The organism is Spirillospora sp. NPDC052242, assembly GCF_040679555.1.
GTDB lineage: Bacteria > Actinomycetota > Actinomycetes > Streptosporangiales > Streptosporangiaceae > Spirillospora.
Genome location: NZ_JBFAUZ010000026.1, coordinates 1 through 25,568 on the forward strand (window position 1 = coordinate 1; position 25,568 = coordinate 25,568).

General features: G+C 73.7%; 27 protein-coding genes. 12 read left to right on the plus strand and 15 right to left on the minus strand.

What is annotated here, in order from left to right; all coding sequences use genetic code 11:
• Window positions 1-115 precede the first annotated feature (115 nt).
• A complete protein-coding gene (locus AB0L25_RS21685; protein WP_500174442.1) occupies window positions 116-988 on the plus strand; it encodes a PCRF domain-containing protein in 873 nt (290 codons plus the stop codon).
• 230 nt (window positions 989-1,218) lie between these two features.
• Window positions 1,219-2,661: an alpha,alpha-trehalose-phosphate synthase (UDP-forming) gene (locus AB0L25_RS21690; protein WP_500174443.1), complete on the plus strand. Its 1,443-nt coding sequence runs from the start codon at window positions 1,219-1,221 to the stop codon at window positions 2,659-2,661.
• Here AB0L25_RS21690 and AB0L25_RS21695 read toward each other — a convergent pair.
• The gene (locus tag AB0L25_RS21695; protein ID WP_500174444.1) at window positions 2,585-3,304 is read right to left on the minus strand and encodes an ATP-binding protein; all 720 of its coding nucleotides are present in this window, start codon (window positions 3,302-3,304) and stop codon (window positions 2,585-2,587) included. The genes AB0L25_RS21690 and AB0L25_RS21695 overlap by 77 nt on opposite strands.
• 207 nt (window positions 3,305-3,511) lie before the next feature.
• Between AB0L25_RS21695 and AB0L25_RS21700 the strand changes: the two genes are divergently transcribed.
• The gene (locus AB0L25_RS21700) at window positions 3,512-3,760 is read left to right on the plus strand and encodes a DUF397 domain-containing protein (protein ID WP_500174445.1); all 249 of its coding nucleotides are present in this window, start codon (window positions 3,512-3,514) and stop codon (window positions 3,758-3,760) included.
• 46 nt (window positions 3,761-3,806) lie between these two features.
• Window positions 3,807-5,336, plus strand: a complete 1,530-nt coding sequence (locus AB0L25_RS21705; RefSeq protein ID WP_500174446.1) for an acyl-CoA synthetase — start codon at window positions 3,807-3,809, stop codon at window positions 5,334-5,336.
• Between the two features lie 61 nt (window positions 5,337-5,397).
• On the opposite strand, the gene AB0L25_RS21710 is transcribed toward AB0L25_RS21705, so the two are convergent.
• Window positions 5,398-6,957: a DHA2 family efflux MFS transporter permease subunit gene (locus AB0L25_RS21710; RefSeq protein ID WP_500174447.1), complete on the minus strand. Its 1,560-nt coding sequence runs from the start codon at window positions 6,955-6,957 to the stop codon at window positions 5,398-5,400.
• A gap of 403 nt (window positions 6,958-7,360) precedes the next feature.
• Here AB0L25_RS21710 and AB0L25_RS21715 point away from each other — a divergent pair, with 403 nt between their 5' ends.
• The 3 genes from AB0L25_RS21715 to AB0L25_RS21725 are packed head-to-tail and all read left to right on the plus strand — an operon-like array spanning window position 7,361 to window position 8,700.
• Window positions 7,361-8,401 (plus strand): methyltransferase, encoded by a 1,041-nt coding sequence (locus tag AB0L25_RS21715; protein ID WP_500174448.1) that lies wholly within the window; start codon window positions 7,361-7,363, stop codon window positions 8,399-8,401.
• Window positions 8,402-8,410: 9 nt separating this feature from the next.
• Window positions 8,411-8,569 carry a hypothetical protein gene (locus AB0L25_RS21720; protein WP_500174449.1) on the plus strand — a complete coding sequence of 53 codons (159 nt, stop codon included), beginning with the start codon at window positions 8,411-8,413 and terminating at the stop codon, window positions 8,567-8,569.
• Complete coding sequence (locus tag AB0L25_RS21725) at window positions 8,569-8,700, plus strand: hypothetical protein (RefSeq protein WP_500174450.1); 132 nt, start codon at window positions 8,569-8,571, stop codon at window positions 8,698-8,700. Before AB0L25_RS21720 ends, AB0L25_RS21725 begins: the two co-directional genes overlap by 1 nt.
• An 84-nt stretch (window positions 8,701-8,784) precedes the next feature.
• Here the strand turns inward: AB0L25_RS21725 and AB0L25_RS21730 are convergent, their stop codons facing one another.
• Window positions 8,785-9,312, minus strand: coding sequence for a DinB family protein (locus AB0L25_RS21730; RefSeq protein WP_500174451.1), 528 nt, complete (start codon window positions 9,310-9,312; stop codon window positions 8,785-8,787).
• Between the two features lie 107 nt (window positions 9,313-9,419).
• Between AB0L25_RS21730 and AB0L25_RS21735 the strand changes: the two genes are divergently transcribed.
• Window positions 9,420-10,373, plus strand: coding sequence for a helix-turn-helix transcriptional regulator (locus AB0L25_RS21735; protein WP_500174452.1), 954 nt, complete (start codon window positions 9,420-9,422; stop codon window positions 10,371-10,373).
• Here AB0L25_RS21735 and AB0L25_RS21740 read toward each other — a convergent pair.
• The 4 genes from AB0L25_RS21740 to AB0L25_RS21755 are packed head-to-tail and all read right to left on the minus strand — an operon-like array spanning window position 10,370 to window position 15,999.
• Window positions 10,370-11,518 (minus strand): acyl-CoA dehydrogenase family protein, encoded by a 1,149-nt coding sequence (locus AB0L25_RS21740; protein ID WP_500174453.1) that lies wholly within the window; start codon window positions 11,516-11,518, stop codon window positions 10,370-10,372. The two genes, AB0L25_RS21735 and AB0L25_RS21740, sit on opposite strands and share 4 nt — an antisense overlap.
• Window positions 11,518-12,444 (minus strand): hydroxymethylglutaryl-CoA lyase, encoded by a 927-nt coding sequence (locus tag AB0L25_RS21745; protein WP_500174556.1) that lies wholly within the window; start codon window positions 12,442-12,444, stop codon window positions 11,518-11,520. Before AB0L25_RS21745 ends, AB0L25_RS21740 begins: the two co-directional genes overlap by 1 nt.
• Window positions 12,445-12,446: 2 nt before the next feature.
• The gene (locus AB0L25_RS21750) at window positions 12,447-14,378 is read right to left on the minus strand and encodes an acetyl/propionyl/methylcrotonyl-CoA carboxylase subunit alpha (RefSeq protein WP_500174454.1); all 1,932 of its coding nucleotides are present in this window, start codon (window positions 14,376-14,378) and stop codon (window positions 12,447-12,449) included.
• A gap of 7 nt (window positions 14,379-14,385) precedes the next feature.
• Entirely contained in the window at window positions 14,386-15,999 is a 1,614-nt protein-coding gene (locus tag AB0L25_RS21755; RefSeq protein WP_500174455.1) for a carboxyl transferase domain-containing protein, read from the minus strand.
• Between the two features lie 76 nt (window positions 16,000-16,075).
• Between AB0L25_RS21755 and AB0L25_RS21760 the strand changes: the two genes are divergently transcribed.
• Window positions 16,076-16,726 carry an SACE_7040 family transcriptional regulator gene (locus AB0L25_RS21760; protein WP_500174456.1) on the plus strand — a complete coding sequence of 217 codons (651 nt, stop codon included), beginning with the start codon at window positions 16,076-16,078 and terminating at the stop codon, window positions 16,724-16,726.
• Here AB0L25_RS21760 and AB0L25_RS21765 read toward each other — a convergent pair.
• The 4 genes from AB0L25_RS21765 to AB0L25_RS21780 all read right to left on the minus strand — a co-directional run bounded on the left by AB0L25_RS21765 (window position 16,723) and on the right by AB0L25_RS21780 (window position 20,252).
• On the minus strand, window positions 16,723-17,454 hold the full coding sequence (locus AB0L25_RS21765) for an adenosylcobinamide amidohydrolase (protein ID WP_500174457.1): 732 nt from the start codon (window positions 17,452-17,454) through the stop codon (window positions 16,723-16,725). The two genes, AB0L25_RS21760 and AB0L25_RS21765, sit on opposite strands and share 4 nt — an antisense overlap.
• Window positions 17,451-18,221: an ABC transporter ATP-binding protein gene (locus AB0L25_RS21770; RefSeq protein ID WP_500174458.1), complete on the minus strand. Its 771-nt coding sequence runs from the start codon at window positions 18,219-18,221 to the stop codon at window positions 17,451-17,453. The genes AB0L25_RS21765 and AB0L25_RS21770 overlap by 4 nt, the downstream gene beginning before the upstream one ends.
• Window positions 18,218-19,246 carry a FecCD family ABC transporter permease gene (locus tag AB0L25_RS21775; protein ID WP_500174557.1) on the minus strand — a complete coding sequence of 343 codons (1,029 nt, stop codon included), beginning with the start codon at window positions 19,244-19,246 and terminating at the stop codon, window positions 18,218-18,220. Before AB0L25_RS21775 ends, AB0L25_RS21770 begins: the two co-directional genes overlap by 4 nt.
• Before the next feature lie 91 nt (window positions 19,247-19,337).
• Window positions 19,338-20,252 carry an ABC transporter substrate-binding protein gene (locus AB0L25_RS21780; protein ID WP_500174459.1) on the minus strand — a complete coding sequence of 305 codons (915 nt, stop codon included), beginning with the start codon at window positions 20,250-20,252 and terminating at the stop codon, window positions 19,338-19,340.
• 124 nt (window positions 20,253-20,376) lie between these two features.
• Here AB0L25_RS21780 and AB0L25_RS21785 point away from each other — a divergent pair, with 124 nt between their 5' ends.
• Window positions 20,377-20,532, plus strand: coding sequence for a hypothetical protein (locus AB0L25_RS21785; RefSeq protein ID WP_500174460.1), 156 nt, complete (start codon window positions 20,377-20,379; stop codon window positions 20,530-20,532).
• On the opposite strand, the gene AB0L25_RS21790 is transcribed toward AB0L25_RS21785, so the two are convergent.
• Together AB0L25_RS21790 and AB0L25_RS21795 are read right to left on the minus strand one after the other, a co-directional pair.
• Window positions 20,519-21,430, minus strand: coding sequence for an LLM class F420-dependent oxidoreductase (locus tag AB0L25_RS21790; protein WP_500174461.1), 912 nt, complete (start codon window positions 21,428-21,430; stop codon window positions 20,519-20,521). The genes AB0L25_RS21785 and AB0L25_RS21790 overlap by 14 nt on opposite strands.
• 18 nt (window positions 21,431-21,448) lie before the next feature.
• Window positions 21,449-21,661 carry a hypothetical protein gene (locus tag AB0L25_RS21795; RefSeq protein WP_500174462.1) on the minus strand — a complete coding sequence of 71 codons (213 nt, stop codon included), beginning with the start codon at window positions 21,659-21,661 and terminating at the stop codon, window positions 21,449-21,451.
• Window positions 21,662-21,770: 109 nt separating this feature from the next.
• Here AB0L25_RS21795 and AB0L25_RS21800 point away from each other — a divergent pair, with 109 nt between their 5' ends.
• Both AB0L25_RS21800 and AB0L25_RS21805 read left to right on the plus strand, forming a co-directional pair.
• A complete protein-coding gene (locus AB0L25_RS21800) occupies window positions 21,771-22,526 on the plus strand; it encodes an alpha/beta hydrolase (RefSeq protein ID WP_500174463.1) in 756 nt (251 codons plus the stop codon).
• Between the two features lie 167 nt (window positions 22,527-22,693).
• Window positions 22,694-23,569, plus strand: coding sequence for a hypothetical protein (locus AB0L25_RS21805; protein ID WP_500174464.1), 876 nt, complete (start codon window positions 22,694-22,696; stop codon window positions 23,567-23,569).
• 82 nt (window positions 23,570-23,651) lie between these two features.
• On the opposite strand, the gene AB0L25_RS21810 is transcribed toward AB0L25_RS21805, so the two are convergent.
• A complete protein-coding gene (locus AB0L25_RS21810; protein ID WP_500174465.1) occupies window positions 23,652-24,995 on the minus strand; it encodes an MFS transporter in 1,344 nt (447 codons plus the stop codon).
• 311 nt (window positions 24,996-25,306) lie between these two features.
• Window positions 25,307-25,459, minus strand: a complete 153-nt coding sequence (locus AB0L25_RS21815; protein WP_500174466.1) for a hypothetical protein — start codon at window positions 25,457-25,459, stop codon at window positions 25,307-25,309.
• Window positions 25,460-25,568: the final 109 nt, after the last annotated feature.

Below are 25,568 nucleotides of genomic sequence, written 5' to 3' on the forward strand. Positions count from 1 at the left end.
GGGGGGGGGGGGCGGCGCCCCCGCCCCGGGGGGGCGGCCCCCGCCCCCCGGGCGGGGCCCCCGCTTCCGTGTATTCCGGACGTTCCGGTCATCCTCCGGATGCCACCATGGGGCCATGGACGACGCCGACGCCCTCGCGCGCGAGTACGCCTCGCTCCGCGAGCGGCTCGACGACCCGGCCGTCCACCGCGACTGGCGGCGGGCCCGTCGGCTGGGGCGGGCCCTCGAGGCGCTGGAGCCGCTCCGGGCGGACGCCGAGCGGCTGCGGGCGCTGCGGGACGACGCGCGCGACGCGCGGGAGTTCGCGGGCGCGGACGCCGCGTGGGCGGTCGAGGCCGCGGCCCTCGAACGGGAGGCGGCGGCCCTGGAAGCGCGCTTCGCCCGCGACCTCGCCGACCGCGATCCCTGCGACCCGTGCGACGTGCTCCTCGCCGTCGACGGCGAGGAGGGCGCGGCGGAACACGTGCGCGCGCTCGCGGACCTCTACCGCCGCCGCGCGCGCGCCCTGGGCTGGCGCGCCGAGGACCTGGCCTGCGCCCCGCCCCCGCACGGCGCGCTCCTGGCGATCACCGCGGGCGACACCGGCCCGGGCGCGTGGGCCCGGCTGAAGCGCGACAACGGCCTGCACGCCGTCCACCTGCCCGCGCCGCCGCCGACACCCCGCCCGGACGCCGAGCCGGACGGCGGGGCCGTCGTGCGGGTCACCGTCCGGCCGGAGATGCGGCCGTGCGCGCCCGTTCGTCCGGACGACCTCCGGATCGACCTGTACTGCACGCGCGTTCCGGGGGCGCCGACGAACCTGCGGATCACCCACCGGCCGACCGGTGTGTCCGCCCGAGGGCTCGATCCGGACCACCGGCGGGCCCGGGACCACGCGATGCGCGTCGTCCTCGCCGAGCTGTGGCTCCGTGAGGCCGGGGAACGGCATCCGTCCCTGCGGTACCTCCGGCACGCCGACCGGCCGGTCGCCCGCCACCACCTTGTGTGATCTGGATCACATTTCAGTAAGGAACGACCGGTGAAGGTGACGTCCCGGTAAACATCGGTCACCTGGCGCGAAAGGGATGTGGCCCGCTCCAATCCCCGGCGGCGACGGCCCCGCGATCCTGACAGCGCCCTTTTCCCGTCACGATCTCTTTGCGTCGAAGTGACAAGATGTTCCCGATGACCGTTTCTGGGCATGGTGATCACTGAGGTTCCTGGAGAGGCGGGTCGCAGGTGTCGCGGGGTAGTGAGTTCGTGGTGGTGGCCAACCGGCTTCCGGTCGACCGGATCGTCGGAGAGGACGGCGTTCCGCGCTGGCGGCGGAGCCCCGGCGGGCTGGTCAGCGCGATCGCGCCGGTCATGCGGCGCCGGAACGGCACGTGGATCGGCTGGACCGGCGCGCCGGACGAGAGCCTGGAGCCGTTCGAGGAGGACGGCATGTCGCTCGTCCCCATCTCGCAGTCGGCCGAGGACGTCGAGCTTTACTACGAGGGTTTCTCCAACGCCACGCTGTGGCCGCTGTACCACGACGTGGTGGCGCCGCCCGTGTACGACCGCGCGATGTGGGACGCCTACGTGCGCGTCAACCGCCGCTTCGCGGAGGCGGCGGCGGAGGTCGCCTCCGAGGGCGGCATCGTCTGGGTGCAGGACTACCAACTCCAGCTCGTCCCGGCGATGCTGCGCGACCTGCGTCCCGACCTGCGCATCGGGTTCTTCCTGCACATCCCGTTCCCGCCGGTGGAGCTGTTCTGGCAGCTCCCGTGGCGGCGCCGGATCCTGGAGGGGCTGCTCGGCGCCGACCTGGTCGGCTTCCAGCTCCCCGGCGCCGCGGCCAACTTCGTACGCCTGTGCAAGCGGCTGCTGGACACCCGCAACGTCAAGCAGGACGTCCTGTGGGACGGCCGCGTCGTCCGCGCCCGCGCGTTCCCGATCTCGGTGGACGTCGGCGAGCTGGACGAACTCGTGGCCCGGCCGGAGGTGCGGGAACGCGCCGCCGAGATCCGGAGCGACCTCGGCGACTGCACGCTGCTGCTGGGGGTCGACCGGCTCGACTACACCAAGGGCATCCGGCAGCGGCTCCAGGCCTTCGGCGAGCTGTTCGAGGACGGGCACCTCAAGCCGGGCGAGGCCGCGTTCGTCCAGATCGCGACGCCGAGCCGCGAGCGCGTCGAGCAGTACCAGCTCCTGCGCGAGGAGATCGAGCAGGAGGTCGGCCGGATCAACGGCGAGTACGGCGAGATCGGCTTTCCGGTCGTGCACTATATGCACAGCTCGTACGACCGTGCCGAGCTGGCCGCGCTCTACCTCGCCGCGGACGTCATGGTCGTCACCCCGCTGCGGGACGGTATGAACCTGGTGGCCAAGGAGTACGTCGCGTGCCGCGCGGACCTGCGCGGCGCGCTGGTGCTGAGCGAGTTCACCGGCGCCGCGGACGAGCTCAAGCGCGGCGCGTTCCTCGTCAACCCCTACGACATCGACGGCCTCAAGGAGCGGCTCCTGGACGCGCTCGGCGCCGAGCCCGCCGAGCTGGCGCGGCGGATGCGCTCGATGCGCCGGCGCGTGCTGGAGCACGACGTGGACCGCTGGGCCCACGCGTTCCTCAGTGAGCTGGAGCGTCCGGAGCTGGAGCGTCCGGACGACGGGCAGCCGCCGCTCCTTCCGGTGCCGGAGGGCTGACCCGGCGGGCGAAGGCCGCCCACACCGACTTCCCGCCGGTCGCGAGCGGCGCCCAGCCCCACGCGTCGCTGACCGCGCCGACCACCAGCAGGCCCCGGCCGCCCTCGACGAAGCGGTCGGGGTCCACCGTCGCGGGCTCGGGCGCGCGCCCGCTCGGGTCGGTCACCGCCACGACAAGCCGCCGCCGGTGGCCGATCAGCACGAGCTGGATCGGGCGCCGGGGCAGCGGCTGCGGGAGCCCCTCGAGGCCGTGCCGCAGCGCGTTGGTGACCAGTTCCGAGACGGTGACGACGATGTCCCCGGCCTCGTCCGCCAGGCCCCACTCGCGGAGCGTCGCCTCGGTGAACTCGCGCGCCGTGCGGGGCGCGGTGATCTCGGCCGGCAGGACGTGCCGCGCCGTGCGCGGAGCGCCCTCGTGCGGCGTCGGCCAGCGCCCGGCGAGGCCGGAATCCGGCACCGGTGCCGCGGGGGCGGCACGGCCGTCCGTGGGCGCGTCCGCGTGCGCGGGGGCCGGCGCGGGCGCGTCCGGCCAGGGCGCGTGCCCGGCCGCGGCGTCCCGCGGCCGTAGGGCCTCCCCGGCGCCGTGGAGGGCGCCGTGCCTGGCGGCGTGCGCCGCGACGTCGTCTGCCTGGTCAACGGTCATGGTGTGAACCTCAGAGGCGAGCGGGTTGGTCACCGGCGAGCGTTCGCTATCTTGCTCCCCAAGTCGTGCAGATGCAAGACCGTCTGCACGAACGGGTGCAAGAACGAATGCAAGACCGAATGCACGTGCATCTCGTACCATGGTGTGGGGTGGGGCGAGATCGCGGCCTCCCTGCGGGGAGGCGGACACGCCTAGAGGGGGCAAAAGATGAACGGCCACCAGCCGCCGCCGGGCGGCGCGAGCCGCAACGGACTCGTCTGGCAGAAGAGCCGGCGGAGCAATCCGAGCGGCAACTGCGTCGAGCTGGCCGAACTCCCCAGCGGAGACATCGCCGTGCGCAACTCCCGGGACCCCGAGGGGGCCGTCCTCGTCTACACGCGCGAGGAGGTGGAGGCGTTCGTCGGCGGGGCCAAGGACGGTGACTTCGACCACATGCTGGTCTGCGCGGCCGAATAAACCGAATCCCATTCCATTCGGGGTTCCAGCCCGCTAACGTGCGGCTATGCACCTGGGGCAGATCGCCGCACAGACGCCCGACAAGCCCGCCGTGATCATGGCGGGCTCGGGCCGCACCGTCACCTACCGGGAACTGAACGAGGAGTCCAACCGGCTCGCGCAGCTGCTCCGCGCGGAGGGGCTGCGCCCGGGGGACCACATCGCGTTCATGCTCGAGAACCACCCGCTCTATCTGGCCATCGCCTGGGCCGCCCAGCGGTCCGGGCTCTACTACACGGCCGTGAGCTCACGGCTGGGGCCCGACGAGGTCGCCTACATCGTGGGCAACTGCGAGGCCAAGGTGTTCATCGCCGACGCGTCGATCACGGCCGTCGCGCAGAACCCGCCGGACGTGCCGCTGCGCCTCATGCTCGGCGGCACGGCCCCCGGCTACGAGTCCTACGAGGAACGCGTCGCCGCGCACCCCGCCACGTCCATCGAGGACGAGTGCGAGGGCGTCGACATGCTCTACTCGTCCGGGACCACGGGCCGCCCCAAGGGGGTGAAACCCGCGCTCAGCAAGGCGCCCATGGGCACGCCCGGCCCCCTGACCCAGCTGATCTCGGTGCTGTTCCAGCCCGACGGCGACTCGGTGTACCTGTCCCCGGCGCCGCTCTACCACGCGGCCCCGCTGCGCTACTGCATCACCTTCCAGCGCTTCGGCGCCACCGTCGTGGTGATGGAGAAGTTCGACGCGGAGAACGCGCTCGCCGCCATCGAGAAGTACGGCGTCACGCACAGCCAGTGGGTCCCGACCATGTTCATCCGGATGCTGAAGCTCCCCGAGGAGACCCGCGCCCGGTACGACGTGTCGAGCCTGCGCGCCGCCGTGCACGCCGCGGCGCCCTGCCCCGTCCCGGTCAAGGAGCAGATGATCGACTGGTGGGGGCCGATCCTCCACGAGTACTACGCGGGCACCGAGGGCAACTGCTTCGTCTACACCAACTCCGAGGACTGGCTGGCCCACAAGGGCACGGTCGGACGCCCCGTCCTCGGGCAGGTCCACGTGTGCGACGAGAACGGCGACGAGGTCCCGCCCGGCACCCCGGGCACGCTGTACTTCGGCGAGGGGCCCGAGTTCGAGTACCACGGCGACGAGGACAAGACCGCGGCGTCCCGCGACCCGAAGGGGCGCGGCTGGAGCACCCTCGGCGACGTCGGCTACGTCGACGAGGACGGCTTCATCTACCTCACCGACCGCCGCGCCTACATGATCATCAGCGGCGGCGTGAACATCTACCCGCAGGAGGCCGAGAACGTCCTCGCGGTGCATCCGAAGGTCGCCGACGTCGCCGTCCTCGGCGTCCCGGACCCGGAGATGGGCGAGGCCGTCAAGGCGGTCGTCCAGCCCCTCGGCATGGACGACGCGGGCCCCGAGCTGGAGGCCGAGCTGATCGCCTACTGCCGCGACCGGCTCGCCCACTACAAGTGCCCGCGTTCGGTCGACTTCCGCGCCGAGCTGCCGCGCCACCCCACCGGCAAGCTCTACAAGCGGCTGCTGAAGGACGAGTACTGGAAGGACGCGGCGGCGTCCTGAGACGGGACGAGCCCCGGTCCGGGACGTCCCGGACCGGGGCTCGCGGCCGTGCGGCGACCGATCAGTGCATCGGCATCGGCGCGTCGGCGGCCGTGGGGTTGTCGGGCTTGCGGCGCGGCAGCACCAGCGCCGGCAGGACGGCCAGCACCAGCAGGCCCGTCGCGTACCAGAAGGTGTTCTGGAACGCGTCGGCCATCGGCCCGACGACCTTCGCCATGACCTCCGCGGGCATCTCGCCCATCGCGGCCAGCCCGGCCTCGCCGCCCGAGCCGCCCTCGGCGCCCGGCATGGGCGGCAGCTGCGAGGTGATCTGGCGGGCCAGCAGCACCGACATCATCGCCGTGCCGATGGACGCCGCCACCTGCTGGATGATGTTCAGCATCGTGCTCGCGCGCGGCACCTCGTCGTGCACGAGCGGCTGGATGGCCGCGGCCATGGTCGGCATCATCGTCATGCCCATGCCGAGCCCCATCGCGAACAGCGTGGCGCCGAGCGCCCAGTAGGAGGTGTCCGCCTGGAGCTGCCAGGCGAAGCCGCCGAGCGACAGGATCACGATGCTGAGACCTCCCAGCACGACCCGCCCGGGGCCGATCCGGTCGGTCAGCCGCCCGCCGATCGGCATCGTGACCATCGCGCCGAGGCCCTGCGGCGCCAGCAGCAGGCCCGAGGCCATCGCGGCCTCACCGCGCACCACCTGGTAGTACAGCGGCATCAGCAGCATGGCGCCCATGAACGCGATGGCGAACAGCACCATCGTCCCGGACGCGGCGGCCACCGAGCGGCGCTTGAGCAGCCGCAGGTCGATCAGCGGGTCCGCGGCGGTCAGCGCGCGGGCGACGAACCCGAGCACCAGCACCGCGCCGGCGAGCGTGAACGGCAGCGCCTCGGCGGCGAGGAAGTCGCTCAGCTCGCCGCCCTTCGCCAGGCCGTAGATCAGCAGGGCGAGGCCGGGGGACAGCAGCAGGAGACCGATGAGGTCCAGCCGCTCGGCCGGCTTCGGGGTGTCGGGCTTGAGGATCTTGGCCGCCAGGATCAGCGACACGATGCCGATCGGCAGGTTGATGAAGAAGATCCAGCGCCAGGACACGTCGTCGACGAGATAGCCGCCCAGGATGGGGCCGAGGATCGGGCCGAGCAGCATCGGGATGCCGACGATGCTCATCACCTGGCCGACCCGCTGCGGGCCCGCCGCCTGGGTCATGATCGTCATGCCCGCGGGCATGATCATGCCGCCGCCGAGACCCTGCAGGATCCGGAACGCGATCAGCGACTCGGCCGACCACGCGACGCCGGCCAGCATCGACCCGATCACGAACAGCGCGATCGAGATCATGTACAGGCGCTTGGTGCCGAACCTCGCCGACGCCCAGCCCGTGATCGGGATCACGGTGGCCAGGGCGAGGGTGTACCCCGTCGCGACCCACTGGATGGTGGCGAGCGAGGTGTCGAACTCGGCGGTGAGCGCGTTGAGGGCGACGTTGACGACGGTCACGTCCAGGATGGACATGATCGCGCCGAGGACCACGACACCGGCCACCGCGAACACGCCGCGGTCGAGACCTCCGGGTTCCGGTGCCTCCTGGGGGCCGTCCGCCGCCTTGGGAGACGCGGGAGCGGTCAACTTACGTTCCAATCGTCGAGGCCGGCGCACGCGGGCACGCCGAGGCCGGGGGATGGTTCACGCGGGGATACCGCAGCAAAATACTGCAGAGACTGACACTTTCGCGAACGGTTAAACTCGCACGACCTCGGGAGTATTCCGTCCGGGTCGGACAATCTGCCTGGATCTACGCTGCTCTCCGCGTTCCAGGTTCAGACCTCGACCGCTCTCGAGGTCAACCGAATGTGACGGACGCGACATCGTATCCCTCACCTCCGCGTTCACCTCGAATCGACCGTGCCCCGACACAGACTCGCCGCGTCCCCGGAACTCACCGCCGCGACCGAATGAACTTTCGACCAACACCTGTCGGATACTCTCAGTGATGACAAGAGACGTACGGTGACGAGAGTCTGGAGGCGCGATGACCGTCCGGATGCCCGAGGACCCGCTCGGCCAGTCGCTCCTCGCGCTGACGACCGGCACCTGGATGTCGCAGGCCATCGGCGTCGCCGCCCGCCTGGGCGTCGCCGACGCGCTGGCCCCTGCGCCGCGCACCGCCGCGGACGTCGCCGCCGCCCTGGACGCCGACCCGTCCGCCCTGCACCGCCTGCTCCGCGCGCTCGCCGGCATCGGCCTCCTCCAGGACGAGGGCGACGGCCGGTTCGCCCTCACCCCGCTCGGCGACCTGCTCCGCACCGACGCGTCCGGCTCGCTGCGCGGGTGGGCGGAGATGCTCGGCTCCGCGTTCCACCGGTCGGCGTGGAGCGCCCTCGAGACGAGCGTCCGCACCGGCGAACCCGCGTTCCCCCACGCCCACGGCCGCGGCCTCTACGACCACCTGCGCGACCGGCCGTCCGACGGCGCCGTGTTCGACGCCGCCATGGTGTCGGTGAGCGGCCGCTTCCTCGCCCCGGTCGTCGCCGCCTGCGACTTCGCGCCCGCGAGCACGGTCGTCGACGTCGGCGGCGGCCGCGGCACGGTCGTCGCCGCGGTGCTGGACGCCCACCCCGGCGTGCGGGGCGTGCTCTTCGACGACCCGCAGGTCATCGCCGCCGTCCCCGAAGGGCTCGCCGACCGGTGCCGCCTCGTCTCCGGCGACTTCTTCCGCTCCGTGCCGGAAGGAGGCGACACCTACCTGCTCTGCAACGTCCTCCTCGACTGGGACGACGACCGCGCGGCCCGCGTCCTCGACAACTGCCGCCGCGCGATGAACCCCGGCGGGCGGGTCCTCATCGGCGAGGCCGTCCTCTCCGACGAGGCGACCCCGGCCGTGTGGATCGACCTCGAGATGCTCGTCATGACCGACGGCGGCCGCCAGCGGACCCGGCCCGAGTACGAGCGCCTCCTCGACCGCGCGGGCCTGCGGCTGACCGGCGTCCCCGCCCGGGGCGCCGCCTTCGGCGTCCTGGAGGCCCGCCCCGCGGATCGGCCGGTGCCTCCGGGACGGCGGCCCGACGCCTAATCTCGCGTCATGCCCCTTCCTTCCGGATGGACGATCGAGCGGGTCCGCGCGGTGTCGGGCTGCGCCCGCGCCGCGATTCTCACCGCCGAGGCCGTCGCGGCCCTCGACGTCCGGGAGTCGGGGGCCGCGCCGAGGCGCCCGTCGCCTCGCACGCGATCGACATCGTGATGACCTTCGATGAGTTGTGCCTCGTGCACGCCGACGGGGAGTGGCTCATGGGCGGCGTCGGCGGCGACGGCTCCGTGCTCTGCTGGGCCTCCTACGGCGACGACCTGTACGAGGCGCTGCGAGGGCTGTGAAAGCCGTTCGGGTCCGGCCCCGCCCGGGGCCGGACCGGTGATCGAGGCCCGTGAGGCGGCGCCGCCGGGCCGCGGCCCGCGCCGTCAGCCCATGCTCTTGGCGCCGTCCAGGGACTCGCGGATGATGTCGGCGTGGCCGGCGTGCTGCGCGGTCTCGGCGACGATGTGCATCAGCACCCGGCGGGCGCTCCAGGACGCGCCGGGCTCGAACCACGGGGCCCGGGGGAGCGGCTGGACGGCGTCCAGGTCGGGGAGCGCGGCGACCAGCTCGTCGGTGCGGCGCGCGACCTCGTCGTAGTCGGCGAGGACGCCGGCGAGGGTCTCCTCGGGGAGCAGCCGGAAGTCGTCGGCGCGCCGGGCGAAGTCCTCCTCGGTCATGGAGTCGAAGTCGCCCATCGCGGCCGGGCCCTCCACGATGAAGTCCGCCCAGCCGCGCTCGGTGGCGGCGACGTGCTTGATCAGGCCGCCGAGGGTCAGCTCGCTGGCGGTGGTCCGCGCCCGCGCCTGCTCGTCGGTGAGGTCGCGGACGGTGAAGCGCAGGAAGTGCCGGTGCTTGCCCAGCATCGCCAGCAGGTCGGCGCGCTCACCGGTGATGGTCGTGAGGTCGTTCATGGGCTCCGCCTTCCGTGGTCTTCCGCCGGACAGGTCTTCCGTCGGACAGGATCCACGCTACGGGCCACAACGGTCAGTTTTTGACCGGAATGCGGCAGTATTCAGGTATGGCGAACACGAGCTCGCGGACGCTGCGGCTGCTGTCCCTGCTGCAGAGCCACCGGTACTGGCCGGGGGACGAACTCGCCGCGCGGCTGGGCGTCTCGCCGCGCACGCTGCGCCGGGACGTCGACCGGCTGCGCGAGCTGGGCTACCCGGTGGAGGCGCGGCGCGGGGCCGACGGCGGCTACCAGCTCGCGGCGGGCGCCGCGCTGCCGCCGCTGGTGATCGACGACGAGGAGGCGGTGGCGCTGGTCGTCGGGCTGCAGGCCGCGGCGCAGGGCGCGGTGGAGGGCATCGCCGAGCCGTCGGTGCGGGCGCTGGCGAAGGTCGTGCGGGTGATGCCGGCCCGGCTGCGCCGCCGGGTCGAGGCGCTGAGCGCGATGACCGTGCCCGCCGGGTGGGACGGCGCGGACCGGGCCGGCGTCGATCCGGGAACGCTCACCGAGGCCGCGGTGGCCTGCCGGGACGCCGAACGGGTCCGGTTCGCCTACACCGCGGCGGGCGGGCGCCGCACCGACCGGCACGTCGAGCCGCACCGGCTCGTCCGCCTGGGGCGCCGGTGGTACCTGGTCGCCTACGACCTCGACCGGGGCGACTGGCGCGGCTTCCGGATCGACCGGCTCGGCGGCCTGCGGGGGACGGGGGCCAGGTTCCGGCCGCGCGAACTCCCCGCGGGCGACGCCGCCGCGTTCGTCCGCGCCGGACTGGACGAGCAGCCCCGCCCGTACGCGGTGGAGGTGCTGATGGACGCGCCCGCCGCGACGGTGCGCGACCGGATCGGCCGCTGGAGCACGGTCGAGGAGGTCGACGCCGGCCGCTGCCGGGTGCGCATCACCGCCGACTCGCTGGACTGGGCGGCGATGGCGCTCGGCGTGGCCGGCGCCGGATTCCGCGTCCTCCACCCGCCCGAGCTGCGCGAGCACCTCCGCGAGTGGGGAGCGCGGTTCGTCCGGGCCTAGGCCGGGGGCAGGCCGAGGGCGCGCGCGATCAGCATGCGCTGGACCTCGGACGTGCCCTCGCCGACTTCGAGGATCTTCGCGTCCCGGTAGAAGCGGCCGACGGCGTACTCGTTCATGAAGCCGTAGCCGCCGAAGATCTGCGTGGCGTCGCGGGCGTTGTCCATGGCGGCGTTCGACGCGACGAGCTTGGCGATCGCCGCCTCCTTCTTGAACGGCTCGCCGGCCAGCAGGCGCGCGGCGGCCGCGTAGTAGGCCAGGCGGGCGGTGTGGGCGCGCGTCTCCATGTCGGCGATCTTGAACTGGATGGCCTGGTAGCGCCCGATCTCCCTGCCGAACGCCTCGCGCTCGCGGACGTAGCGCAGGCACTCGTCCACGCAGCCCTGCGCGAGGCCGACCGACAGCGCGGCGATCGCGATGCGGCCCTCGTCCAGGATGCGGAGGAACTGCGCGTAGCCGCGGCCGCGCTCGCCGACGAGGTTCTCGGCGGGGACGCGGACGTCGTCGAAGGACAGCTCGCGGGTGTCGGACGCCGACCAGCCGACCTTCGAGTACTTGCGCCCGACGGTGAAGCCCGGCGTGCCGTTCGGGACGATGATCGTGGAGATCTCGCCGTCGCCGGTGAAGGCCGTGACGGTGACGAACGCGGTGATGTCCGTGCCCGAGTTCGTGATGAACGACTTCGACCCGTTGATCACCCACGAGTCGCCGTCGAGCCGGGCCGTGGTGCGCATGCCGCCCGGGACGTCCGAGCCGCCGCCCGGCTCGGTCAGCCCGAACGCGGCGAGCCGCTCGCCCGAGGTCAGCAGCGGCAGCCACGCGGCCTTCTGCTCGGCCGAACCGAACCGGTAGATCGGCATCGCGCCCAGCGACACCCCGGCCTCCAGGGTGATCGCGACGGACGAGTCGACGCGCGCGAGCTCCTCGAGGGCGAGGCAGAGCGCGAAGTAGTCGCCGCCCATGCCGCCGTGCTCCTCGGGGAACGGCAGGCCGAACAGGCCCATCTTCCCCATCGCCGCGACGATGTCGTACGGGAACTCGCCGCGCTCGTACAGGTCGCCGATCACCGGGGCGACCGTCTCGCGGGCGAACCGCTCGACGGTGCTCCGCAGCTCCTCCTGCTCGTCGCTCAGGTTGAAGTCGATCATCATTGCTCCGTTTCGGGGGACAGGGCCTGCACGACGCGGGACGGGCTCGGACGGCCGAGCCGCTCGGCCATCCACCGGCTCGTCGCCACGAGCTTGCCGAGGTCGACGCCGGTGTCGATGCCGAGGCCGTCCAGCATCCACACGAGGTCCTCGGTGGCGAGGTTGCCGGTGGCGCTCTCGGCGTACGGGCAGCCGCCGATGCCGCCGGTGGACGCGTCGACGATCGTCACGCCGGCGCGGAGCGCGGCGAGCGTGTTGGCGAGGGCCTGCCCGTAGGTGTCGTGGAAGTGGACGGCGAGCCGGTCGGCGCCGATCCCGGCGGCGCCCAGCGCCTCGATCAGCGCGGTGACGTGCCCGGCGGTGCCGACGCCGATGGTGTCGCCGATGCTGAGCTGCGAGCAGCCGAGCTCCATCAGCCGGGACGCGACCGACACGACCTGCTCGATCGGGACGTCGCCCTCCCACGGGTCGCCGAACGCCATCGACACGTAGGCCCGCACCCACAGGCCCTGCGCGCGCGCCCGCTCGACGACCGGCGCGAACATCTCGATGGACTCGTCCACCGTCCGGTTGAGGTTGCGCCGCGCGAACGACTCGGTCGCGCTGCCGAACACCGCGATCTCGGTGACGCCGTTGGCGAGCGCCCTGTCCAGGCCCCGGGCGTTCGGGACGAGGACGGGGTACCGCAGTTCGGGCGAGCGGGGCAGGACGGCGAGCAGGTCCTCGGCGTCCGCGAGCTGGGGCACCCACTTCGGGTGCACGAAGCTGGTCGTCTCGATCGTGCGCAGCCCCGCGTCCGCGAGCCGGGTGACGAACTCGGCCTTGACGGACGCCGGCACGATCGCCTTCTCGTTCTGCAGGCCGTCCCGGGGCCCGACCTCGTAGATCGTGACCCGCTCGGGCAGGCCCGGCAGCGGTGTGCGCATCGTCATGCCTCCTCGATCACGGCCAGCACCGCGTCCAGGGCGACCTGGGCGCCGGCGCGGACCGGCAGCTTCGCCACGACGCCCGCGAGGGGCGCGGTGACGGTGTGCTCCATCTTCATCGCCTCGACGACCACCAGCGGCTGCCCCTCCGCGACGCGGTCGCCCTCGGCCGCCTTGACGGCCAGGACGGTCCCGGGCATCGGGCTGCGCAGCACGCCGTCGCCCGCGCCGGCCGCCGCCGCGCCGCCCTCGGCGGCGACGTGCTCGCCGAGCGCCCACGCGCGCCCCTCGCGGCCGAGCCACAGCGTGTCGCCGTCACGGGCCGCGGCGAACGTGATCGTCCGTCCGGCGTAGGTGAGGGTCGTGCCGCGCAGGGACGCCTCGACGGGCTCGCCGTCGCCGACGCGGACCCGCGCGGCCGGCGCGCGGCCCTGCACCCGGACCTCGACCGGCTCCCCGCCCGCGGGCGTGATGATCCAGCGCGTCCAGGCGTGCTCGCCGGGACGCCAGCCGTCGGGGATCGTCCACGGGTCGTCGCCCGACTCGAGGGCGTGCATCCGTTCCAGCGCGGCGGCGGCGAGCACCTCCGGCGGGACGGACCCGTCGCCGACCAGCCCGTCGAGGGCACGCTCGACCAGGCCGGTGTCCATGTCGCCGGACGCGACGTCCGGGTGCCGCAGCAGCGCCCGCAGGAACGCGACGTTCGTCGGGACGCCGAGCAGCGTGTACCCGGCGAGCGCCCGGTCGAGGCGGTGCAGGGCCTCGGCGCGGTCCGCGCCGTGGACGATCACCTTCGCGAGCATCGGGTCGTAGGAGCCGCCGACCTCGGTGCCGACGTCGAGCCCCGAGTCGACCCGCACGTCCGGTTCGTCCAGGGCGAGGACGCGCCCGCCGGTCGGCAGGAAGCCGCGCGCCGGGTCCTCGGCGTAGACGCGGGCCTCGATCGCGTGCCCGTCGAGGCGGACGCCGTCCTGCGCGAACGGCAGCGGGCGCCCGGCCGCGACGCGGAGCTGGAGCTCGACCAGGTCGAGGCCCGTGACGAGCTCGGTCACCGGGTGCTCGACCTGCAGCCGGGTGTTCATCTCCATGAAGAAGAACTCGTCGGGCCGGTCGGCCGACACGATGTACTCGACCGTCCCCGCGCCGGTGTACCCGACGGCCTGCGCGGCGGCGACGGCGGCGGCGCCCATCCGCTCGCGGGCCGCCGCGTCCAGCAGCGGCGACGGCGCCTCCTCGACGATCTTCTGGTGCCGCCGCTGCAGGCTGCACTCGCGCTCGCCCAGGTGGACGGCGTTGCCGTGCGCGTCCGCGAACACCTGGATCTCGATGTGCCGCGGGTTCTCGACGAACCGCTCGACGAGGATCGTGTCGTCGCCGAACGAGCCGCGCGCCTCGCGCCGGGCGGACGCGATCGCGTCCGGCAGGTCCGCCGCGTTGCGCACCAGTCGCATGCCCTTGCCGCCGCCGCCCGCCGACGGCTTGAGCAGCACCGGCAGGCCGATCTCCAACGCGGCGGCCCGCAGCTCCTCGTCGGACAGGCCCGGTTCGTCCCGTCCGGGGACGACCGGGACGCCGGCCGCGGCGACCGTCCGCTTCGCCCGGATCTTGTCGCCCATCGCCTCGATGGCCTCGGCGGGCGGGCCGATGAACACCAGGCCCGCGTCGCCGCAGGCCCGCGCGAACGCCGTGTTCTCCGCGAGGAACCCGTACCCCGGGTGGACGGCCCGCGCGCCCGCCGCGCGGGCCGCGCCGATCACCGCCTCGACGTCCAGATAGGACGGGACGAGCAGCGCTTCGTCCGCCTCGCGCACGTGCAGGGCCCCCGCGTCGGCCGCGGTGTGGACGGCCACCGACCGCACGCCGAGCCGCCGCAGCGTGCGGAACACGCGGACGGCGATCTCACCCCGGTTGGCGACCAGGACGCTGTCGAACATCAGACCCTCACATCCGGAAGACGCCGTAGCCGACCGGCTCCAGCGGTGCGTTCGCCGCGACCGACAGCCCGAGCCCGAGCACCCGCCGGGTGTCGCGCGGGTCGATCACCCCGTCGTCCCACAGCCGCGCCGTGGAGTAGTACGGATTCCCCTGGTCCTCGTACTGCTCGCGGATCGGCGCCTTGAACCTCTCCTCGTCCTCGGCGGGCCAGTCCTCGCCGCGCGCCTCCATCTGGTCGCGCCGGACGGTCGCCAGGACGCTCGCGGCCTGCTCGCCGCCCATGACCGAGATGCGGGCGTTCGGCCACATCCACAGGAACCTGGGGGAGTACGCCCGGCCGCACATGGCGTAGTTGCCCGCGCCGAACGAGCCGCCGATGACGACGGTGAACTTGGGGACGCGGGCGCACGCCACCGCCGTCACCATCTTCGCGCCGTGCTTGGCGATGCCGCTCGCCTCGTACTCGCGCCCCACCATGAACCCGGTGATGTTCTGCAGGAACACCAGCGGGACGCTGCGGCGGTCGCACAGCTCGATGAAGTGCGCGCCCTTCTGCGCCGACTCGCCGAACAGGATCCCGTTGTTGGCGACGATCCCGACCGGGTGCCCGTGGATGCGCGCGAAGCCGGTGACGAGCGTCGTCCCGTACTCCTTCTTGAACTCCTGGAACCGGCTGCCGTCCACGATCCGGGCGATGACCTCGCGGACGTCGTACGGCGTGCGGGCGTCCGGCGGGACGACCCCGTACAGCTCGGACGGGTCGACGGCGGGCTCCTCGGACGGCGCGACGTCCCAGGGGCGGGGCGCGCGCGGCCCGAGCGTCCCGACGATGTCGCGGACGATCCGCAGCGCGTGCGCGTCGTCCTCGGCGAGGTGGTCGGTGACGCCGGACGTGCGGGAGTGCAGCTCGCCGCCGCCCAGCTCCTCGGCGGTGACGACCTCGCCCGTCGCGGCCTTCACCAGCGGCGGGCCGCCCAGGAAGATCGTGCCCTGGCCGCGGACGATCACGGCCTCGTCGCTCATCGCCGGCACGTACGCGCCGCCCGCGGTGCAGGAGCCCATGACGGCCGCGATCTGCGGGATGCCGCGCTCCGACATCGTCGCCTGGTTGAAGAAGATCCGGCCGAAGTGCTCGCGGTCGGGGAACACCTCGTCCTGGCGGGGCAGGAACGCGCCGCCGGAGTCGACCAGGTAAACGCAGGGGAGGCGGTTGTGGAGCGCCACCTCCTGCGCCCGCAGGTGCTTCTTGACCGTGACGGGGTAGTACGTGCCGCCCTTCACGGTCGCGTCGTTGGCGACGATCACGCACTCGCGGCCGGAGACGCGGCCGACGCCGGTGATGATCCCGGCGCCGGGCGCCTCGTCGCCGTACATGCCGGTCGCGGCCAGCGGCGACAGTTCGAGGAACGGCGAGCCGGGGTCGAGGAGCGTGTCGACGCGGTCGCGGGGGAGCAGCTTGCCGCGCGCGACGTGCCGTTCGCGGGCCCGCTCGGGACCGCCGCGCCCGGCCCGGTCCACGTGCTCGCGCAGTTCCGCGACCAGCGCCTCGTTGTGCGCGGCGTTGGCCTTGAACGCCTCGCCCGCGACGTCGGCGCGCGTGCCGATCTCGGGTCCGGTCATGGTGCCCTTCCCTGTTAATGCTCGTTAACAACTCCGATGTTAATGCTCATTAACAGCGTGCGTCTACACTTGCCGCATGACCTCCCGACCCGCCTCGGCGGCCTCGGACGCCCGCGGGCCCGGGGCCCCGGACGCGCCCGGGCCCGCGGCGCCGCCGAACCCGCGCCGGGCGGAGCTCCTCGCCGCCGCCGCCGAACTGTTCGCGCGCCGCGGCTACCACGGCACGTCCATCGGCGACGTCGGCCGCGCCGTCGGGCTCACCGGTCCCGCCCTCTACCGGCACTTCCGCGGCAAGGAGGCCGTCCTCGCGGAGATGCTGCTGGACATCAGCGAACGCCTGCTCGCCGAGGGGACCCGCCGCGCCGCCGACCCCGACCCCTCCCGCGCGCTGGACGCGCTGCTGCGCTGGCACATCGCGTTCGCGCTGGACAACCCCGCGCTGATCACCGTGCACGAGCGCGAACTGGACAACGTCCCCGAGGAGCAGCGGCACCGCGTCCGCCGGTTGCAGCGCGCATACGTGGAGGAATGGGTCGGCGTCCTGCGCCGCCGGACGCCCGCGCTGCCCGACGACCGCACCCGCGCGGCCGTCCACGCCTGCTTCGGGCTCCTCAACTCCACCCCGCGCAGCGCCGCGGGCCTGGACCGCGCCGCGATGGCCGACCTCCTGCACGCCATGGCCCGCTCAGCCCTGGACGGTGCCGGACCCGGCCCCGGGTCGGCCTAACGGCGCTCGGCCAGCAGCGCGCCGTAGTCGAGCGCGCCCTCCCGCACGGCTCCGTGCACGGCGCGCGCGAGCCGCGCGCCCCACACCGAGCGCGGCCCCGCGAACGGTTCGGGCGTCCCCGCCTCCGGGACGACGACGCACACGGCGTCCGACGCGGTGCCCGTGCACGGGAACCCGGCCTCCAGGAGCGCCTGCGTCTTCGCCTCCGTGACCGTGACCACCGCGTTCACCAGCGCAGCGTCGGTCAGCGGGATTGGGAGCACGGCGAGGATGTTGATCGTCCCGGGGCGCCACGGCGCGGTCGCGGGCGCCCCGCCGCGCGGCCGCGGGGGGCCGTCGAGCCGCATCGGCGCCAGCTCGGGGTCGGGCGCGCCCTCCGGGGACGCCGCCCACGTCGGGACGCGCAGCCCCACGGTCGCCGCGACGCCGACGCCGCCGTCCGAACCGTGGACCGTCCGGTCGACGGCGGCGGCCGTCAGCATCCCGACGCCCGGGCCGTCCAGGCCGTGGGACGCGGCCAGCTCGTGCAGGTGCGCGACCGGGTCGGTGCGCGCGTAGCCGCCCGGGACCTGCGCGTTCAGCACCCAGCGGACCGGCCCGATCCCGCCGCCGACCAGCGCCGACGAGATCGCGCGCCGCCCGCCGCCCGCCCGCCACACGGTCGACGCGAGCCGGGCGCCGTCCTCCGTCCGCCACGTCTTCTCGAGTTCCGGCGTCGCTTCGCTCACGGGCGCTCCAGGGAGAGGACGGGCCGTCCGCCGGGGCCCTCGGCGACGTGGACGCGCGCGTCGAAGTGCTCCTCGATCGCGTCCCTGGTCAGGACCTCGCCGGGCGTCCCGGCCGCCGCGACCCGGCCGCCCGACAGCAGGACCAGCGCGTCGGCGTACTGCCCGGCCAGCGTCAGGTCGTGGATCGTCGTCACCACGGTCAGCCCGTCCGACAGCCGAAGCCGGTCGATCAGCTCCATCACCTGCTGCTGGTGGCCGATGTCCAGCGCGGACGTCGGTTCGTCCAGTAGCAGGACGGACGTCTGCTGCGCGAGCGCGCGCGCCAGGACCACACGCTGGCGCTCACCACCCGAAAGGTGGTCCAGGACGCGGCCTGCGAACGACGTGAGGTCGAGGCGGTCGAGGACCTCGCTCACTATCGCCCGGTCCCGCGCGCTCTCTCGGCCGAGGTGAGGGATGTAAGGGGAGCGGCCCAGCAGCGCGTAGTCGAACACCGTCATCCCGACCGGAAGGTTCGGCGCCTGCGGCGCGTACGCGACCACCCGGGCCCGCTGCCGCGGCTTGAGCGCCCGCAGGTCCTCGCCCGCGACCCTGACCTCGCCCTCGACCGGCAGCAGTCCGAGGATCGAGCGCAGCAGCGTCGACTTGCCCGCCCCGTTCGGCCCGATCACCGCCGTCCACGAACCCGCCGGGACGTCCAGCGACACCCCGGTGAGCACCGGCCGCCCGCCCAGCTCCACGCCGAGCCCCCGCACGCCGACCGTCACGTCTCCACCTGCCTGCGGCTCGCGCGCAGCACCGCGACGAAGAACGGCCCGCCGACGAACGCCGTCACCACGCCGAGCGGCAGCTCGCCGGGCGCGACGACGGTCCGCGCGATCAGGTCGGCGGCCGCCAGGAACGCCGCGCCGCCGAGCAGCGACAGCGGCAGCACCACCCGGTAGGAGCCGCCCGCCAGCCGCCGCACCACGTGCGGCACCACGATCCCGACGAACCCGATCAGCCCGCTGACCGCCACCGCGCTCGCCGTCGCCAGCGACGCCGCGACCAGCACCGTCAGCCGCACCCGCTGCGCCGACAGCCCGAGCGACGCGGCCTCCTCGTCGCCGACGCTCAGCACGTCCAGCAGGCGGCCGTGCGCGAGCAGGACGAGCGTCGAGACCAGCGCGTACGGGCCGACGAGGGCGAGCTGCGCCCAGTCGGCGCCGCCGACCCCGCCGAGGATCCACGCGTAGATCCGGTTCAGCTCCTCCGACCCCATCTGCTGCAGGAACGTCTGCACGGCGGCCAGGAACGACGACACCGCCACCCCGGACAGGACGAGCGTCGCCGCGCCGCCCGCCGCGTTCGCCGTCCGGCCCAGCGCGTACGCGAGGAACACGCCGAGCAGCGCCCCGGCGAACGCGGCGAGCGGCACCCCGTACCCGAGGTCGCCGCGCAGCAGCACGATCACCAGCGTCGCCCCGACGCCCGCCCCCGAGGCGGCGCCGAGGAGGTACGGGTCGGCGAGCGGGTTGCGGAACACGCCCTGGTAGCCGGCGCCGGCCATGGCGAGCATCCCGCCGACCAGCGCCGCCATCAGCGCCCGGGGGAGCCGCAGCTCGAACAGCACGTTCTCCTCGATCACCGACAGGCCGGAGTCGAGGCGCACGAACGGCAGCCGGTCGGCGAGCGCCGCGAGCACCCCGCCGAGCGGCAGGTCCGCGGCGCCCGCGAACAGGCCGGCCAGCAGGACGGCCGCCAGCAGGGCGACCGCCGCGGCGAGCGGCACCGGCCGCAGCCGCGCCTGCACGCGACCGGCGTCCGGTGCCGTCCGGAGGGTGGTCCGGGCGGCGGGCCGGGGGATCCGGACCTTCACGGCCGAGCGCCCTCCGTTCCGGTCGTCACCGGACCTTCTGGACGGCGTCACCGATCGACTTCACGAACTCCGGCAGGCGCGGGCCCCAGCGGGACGCGACGTCGTCGTCGAGCTCCACCACGCCGCCGTCCTTCACGGCCTTCAGATCGCCCCATCCGGGACGCTCGGCGACCGTCCCGGCGTCCTGCCCGCAGCACTTGGTGTCGGCGAGGAACACGAGGTCGGGGTCCTGCTCGAGCAGGTACTCGCGGGACAGCTGCGGGTAGCCGCCGCTCGCGTCCTCGGCCGCGTCCGCGACGTTCTTCAGGCCGAACAGCCCGTACACCTGGCCGATGAACGTCTTGGACGTCACGGTGTGCAGCTGGTCGTCCAGCTCGTGGTAGTAGGTCAGGTCGCCGGACCCGCCCGCCGCGGCGACGGTCCGCTCGATGTCCGCGCGCATCGTCCGGACGAGCTCGGTCGCCGCGGCCTCGTGCCCGGTGGCCTTCCCGAGGTCGGCGATCTCGTCGTAGGCCTCGTCGAGGCTCGTCGCGGCGGGCTCCAGCAGGACCGGGACGCCCACCTTCTCCAGGGACTTCACGATGCCGTTCATGTCGTCGGACAGCACGACCAGGTCGGGCTCGTACCCGATGATCGCCTCCGCGTTCGGCTTGAAGCCCGACAGCTTCGTGCGCGGCGCGTTCTGCGGGTGCGTGGAGTACTCGTCCACCGCGACCACCTGGGAGCCGGCGCCGATCGCGAACAGCGTCTCGGTGTGCGTGGGGGACAGCGACACGATCTTCCCGGGCTTCTCCGGGATCTCGACCGTGCCGTTGGCCGCCTGGACGGTGACGGCGCCGCCCGCGGCGGCGTCCTTCTCGCCGCCTCCGCCGCCGCACGCCGACGCGAGCGTCACGACGCCGAACACGAGGGCCGCGCCGAGGGCGCGTACGGGTCTCACAGGAGCCTCCTGGGTGCAGGGAAGCCGCGGCCCGCGCAGGACGGATCGCCCTTCCACGAGGTCGATGGTCGTCGGCGCGCGCGGAGGCGACCTGGCTCGGCCTTCTCGGGGGGAGGCACCACAGTTGCGGGACAGCGCCGGGTTCGCACCGGACTTCGCTCCGGGCGCGCTTGGACCGCAAGGTTATCAGCAGGTAAATCGGCACTACGCGCCGCTGGGGCGGCGCGGGCTGTACTTCGCCGACCCCAGCGGCAACCTCTACGAGATCATCGCGCCGTGAGCGACTTCAGGAACCCGCGCGTCCGCGTCCGGTCCTCGCCCGGCATGAACTCCCCGGCCACGAAGTCGGTGACGCCCGCGGCGTCCAGCTCCTCCAGCCGGGCGCGGACCGCGTCCTCGTCCCCGATGATCGCGAGGTCCTCCGGCCCCTTCGCCCCCTCCCGGTCCATCATCGCCCGGTAGGAGGGCAGCGTCCCGTACACCTCGAACGCCATCGCCGCGCGCTCCCGCGCGCGCTCCGCGTCGTCCGTGACGCAGATGGGGAGCACGCAGACGATCCGCGGGGCGGGCCGCCCCGCGGACTTGGCGGCGTCCGTGATCGTCGGCGCGACGTGGTCGCGCACCGTGGCGGGCCCCGTCATCCACAGGACCGTCCCGTCCGTCCGCTCCGCCGCCAGCTTCAGCATCTTGGGGCCGAGCGCGGCGAGCAGCGCGGGCACCCGCCCCTCGTTCGGCACGCTGAGCGAGATGTGCCCGCGCACCGTGTCGCCGTCGAACGCCGCCGTCTCGTCGTTCAACAGCGGCAGCAGCACCGACAGGTACTCGTCCATGTGCCGCAGCGGACGCCCGAAGTCGAACCCGTACATGTCCTCGATGACGACCTTGTGCGACAGGCCGATGCCGAGCGTCAGCCGTCCGTCCAGCGCGAGCGCCACCGTCCGCGCCTGCTGCGCCAGCGCCGCCGGGTGCCGCGGATACGACGGGACGACCGCCGTCCCGAGCTCGATCCCGGGGACGGCGCTCCCCGCGACGGCGAGCGCCGTCAGCGCGTCCATCCCGAAGATGTTCGACATCCACGCCGAAGCGAACCCGTCGTCGGCCGCCCTCCGGACGTCGTCCCCCAGCTTGGCGAGGGCGTCCGGCCCGCTCCGTTCGCCGAGCGAAACACCGATGCGCATGAATCCTCCCTGATCAGCTCAACCGTCGGGCGCGTACCGCGCGGCGGTCTCCCGGTCCCGTTCGGCCCACCGGCGGTGCCGCGTGGCCGCCTCCAGGTGCAGTTCGGCCTCCTCCGGATGCGCCGCGGCCATCCGCTCCAGCAGCACCGCGGCGCGCTCGTGCGCGCGCGCCGACGACGCTATGACGCCGCCCGGAGACGCGCCCTCCCGCCGCTGCGGCCGCGCCCTCATCCGCGTCGCACGGTCGCCGCCCGACCGACCAGCCCTCCCGACACGACTGCCTACCTACCCCGCGACCCGGCCGTTCAGCCCCGCCTTCCGCTGCGCGATCATTGGGGACGTGCCGACTCCCGAACCGCTCACCCTCTACACCGCCGACCACGTCCGCATCGACGCCGGGCACCTCCGGGGCCGGGACGGCCTCTGCTTCGTGCTCGCGCACGGTTTCACCTGCTCGTGGCGGCAGCCCGCGCTGCGGCGCATCGCCGGGGTCCTGAACCGGTTCGGGGGCGTCGTCGGCCTCGACTTCCGCGGCCACGGCGCGTCCGGCGGCCACTCCACCGTAGGCGACCGCGAGGTCCTCGACCTCGAGGCGGCCGTCGGCGCCGCCCGCCGCCGCGGCTACGAGCGCATCGTCGTCACCGGGTTCTCCATGGGCGGCGCCGTCGCCGTCCGGCACGCCGCCCTGCACGGCGGCGTCGACGCCGTCGTCTCCGTCAGCGCCCCCGCCCGCTGGTACTACCGCGGCACCGTCCCGATGCGGCGGGTCCACTGGGCCATCGAACGCCGCAGCGGCCGTCTCGCGGTCCGGCTCGCCCGCGGCACCCGCATCGCCCCCAAGGGCTGGGACCCCGTCCCCGAGGCCCCGCACGAGGTCGCCGGACGCATCGCGCCCGTCCCGCTCCTGGTCGTCCACGGCGACGCGGACGCCTTCTTCCCGCTGGAGCACGCCCACCAGCTCTACGGGGCCGCCCGGGAACCGCGCGAACTGTGGGTCGAGCCGTCCTTCGGCCACGCCGAGGTCGCCGCCACCCCCGACCTGATCACCCGCATCGCCCGGTGGGCCGTGGACGCCCGCCCCGCACCCGCCCGGTGACGGCCGCGCGAGCGCGCTGAGAACGCGCCCGCCCCGCATATCGGAAGCACGCGCAGAATTCCGCCATATGCGACATTCTGCGGGGTGAAAGTGGGCGCCGACTCGAAGTTATCCACAATTTCCCGCGCCCTTCCGCCCTCTGCCGCCGACCGGGCAGCATCGTTTCCATGAACGGCTTCACCCTCACCTGGAAACGCACTCCCGAGAACCTCGTCACCCCCATCGGCCGGGGCGTCTACTTCGTCCCCGTCAAGGGCGCCTCGCTCGAGACGCGGGCCGCCCTGCTGAGCCGTCTCCTCCCCGACGGGGTCGTGATCGCCCGCCGCACGGCCGCGTGGCTCTGGGGCCTCGACGTCTTACCCCCGGGCGTGCGCGAGGCCGACTGGCCAGTCGACCTCGTCGACCCGTCCGACCCCGAGACGCCCATACCGCCCGAGCACACAGTGGAGAGAGAACATGTACGGCTCACCTCGCCGACCCGCACCGCCCTCGACTGCGCACGCTGGCTGCCCCGCTACGAGGCCGTCGCCGGCCTCGACCAGTTCCTCAGGCGCGGCGTCGAGGAGGCCGAGCTCAGGAAGATGGCCCGCACCCTCCCGGGCTACCGGGGCAACACCCGGCTCGGCGAGATCCTCCGCCTCGGCGACCGCGGATCCGCGTCACCCGGCGAGAGCTGGACCAAGGTCGCCGTCGTCGACGCCGGCTTCCCCCGCCCGGTCTGCCAGGTCCCGGTCATGGGCCCGTACGACCGCATGCTCTACGTGGACCTCGGCTACGCGGAATTCCGCGTCGGCCTCGAATACGACGGCGAACGGCACCACACCGGCGCGGATGCGCGCGGCCGCGACCGCCGGCGCCGCAAATGGCTCGCAGAGGAGATGAATTGGGAACTCATACCCGTCACCCGCGACTTCCTGTCCCGCCCGGGCCCGTATCTCGAGGCGCTCCTGACCGCGCTCCTGCACCGCGGCTGGAGTCCGGACGACGCCACCCTCGACCGCATCGGCAGACGGCTCCGCACCCTCGCCCGCCCCCGCCGCTGACCCCGACCCCGCGCCGGAGACAAGCGGCAGGGGCGCGCCGCCACGCCGCTGCCGGGTGGGCAAGGCGTGGCGGCGCGGTCTCCTACTCGGCCTGGGGCCGCGTCTCCGTGGTGGCCGAGGGGCGGCCGACGACCAGGGCACCGACGGCCAGCCCGGCGATGGCGAGGACCGCGGCGATCAGGAACGGGTCACCGGCGTGCACGGCGGGGGCGAACCCGATGCCCACGTAGACCGCCACGCCGCCGGCCCCGCCGAGCTGGTCGGCCGCTCGCTGGACGCCGGAGGCGATCCCCGCGTCCTCGTCGGTCGTTCCGCTGACCGCGATGTACTGCAGTCCCACGAGCCCGAAGCCCATCCCGGCGGCGATCAGCAGCATCGCCGGCAGCAGCCACGCCGCCCCGGCGCCCAGGGCCGCCACGAGCGCGATCACCGTCATCGCGGCCGCTGCGGATCCGAGACCGGCCAGCACGCACGCGCGTGCTCCCCAGCGGCCCAGCAGCGGGGGCACGAGAACCGAGGCCGCGATCAGCGCGACGGCCAACGGCAGCATCGTGAGCCCGGCTCCCAGCGGGCCGATTCCGAGACGGTCCTGCAGGTAGAACGTGAACAGCAGGAAGGAGGTCGACAGCGCTCCGCTGAGCAGCATCGTCGTCAGGTTCGCCCTCACCCGGGCCCGGTCGCCGAAGAACGCCGGCGGCACCAGCGGGTTCGGGGACCGTGACTCGACCCGTACGAACCCGGCGGCGGCCAGCACCGCACCGGCCAGAGCGGCCAGGCTCACCCACGGGCTCGTTCCGGGTTCCCCCGCCTGGACGGCGGCGTAGACGAACGACAGCGGGCACGCGGTCAGCAGGAGCGCGCCCGGCAGGTCCAGCCGGACCCGTTCACGGGAGGCGGGACGGTCGGCCCGGACGAGCACGAGCGCGGCCACGATCACGACCAGGATGAACGGCACCGAGATCAGGAAGATCCAGCGCCACCCCAGATGGGCGGTGATGATTCCGGCGAGGGCGAAGCCCAGCACCAGCCCGCAGCTGGCGACCGCGGCCCACACGCTCAGGGCCCGCGACCGGCGTGGGCCCTCGGGGAACATCAGCACGATGGTGGCCATCGCCGCCGGCAGCGCGATGGCCTCGCCGGCCCCCTGGAGGAGGCGCGCGGCCACCAGGACCGCGAACGAGGGGGCCAGTCCCGCCAGCAGCGATGCCGCACCGAACAGCGTCGTGCCGACCAGCAGCGTGCGGCGGCGGCCCAGCAGGTCGCCGAGGCGGCCGCCGAGCATCAGCAGCCCGCCGCCGGTGATGGTATAGGCGACGACCACCCAGGTCAGCGAGTGGCCGTCGACGCCGAGATCCGCGCCGATCGAGGGCAGCGCGATGTTGACCACGGTCACGTCGACCGCGATGAAGAACTGCAGCATGGACATCGTGCACAGGACGAGCCGTGCGCGTGTGGGAGACGGGCTTTGCCCGCGGGAAGAGGTAATACCTGAAAGCATCGAGTGCTCCGTCGCTCCGAAAAGGTTCCGAGCAGCACACAGGGCCGCTCCGGACTGATCACGAAGCGGCTGGACGTTCCAGGAGGGGTGGTGCCGAGAGTCGAACGTCCCGCCGCTAGCGGGACGTCCTCGTCACTGCCGCACAAGCGGCCGAGCACGATGCGCCTGACATGCCGATCAGCCTAGCAGCGGCGCCCGTCACCCCGCGGCGCGCCGGGAACGCCTGTCGGCCAGACCTCCTAGGATCGGTCGCCGGCGACGTGCCGGCTCGGCACCGGGTCGGCGAGCAGGAGGTTCGCGTGCGTCTTCGTGATGTCGAATTGGGCGATGTCGACGCTTACGTCAGGATGCGCTGCGACCCGGTCATGATGGCCGAACTCGGCGGCCCGCACCCGCGGGAGGGCATCGGGCCGTCCGCATGCTGCTGGAGCAGGCACGGGACGAGGGTCGTTGGGGACTCGTGCACGCCTTCCCCGGCGTGACGAACGGTCCGTCGAACGG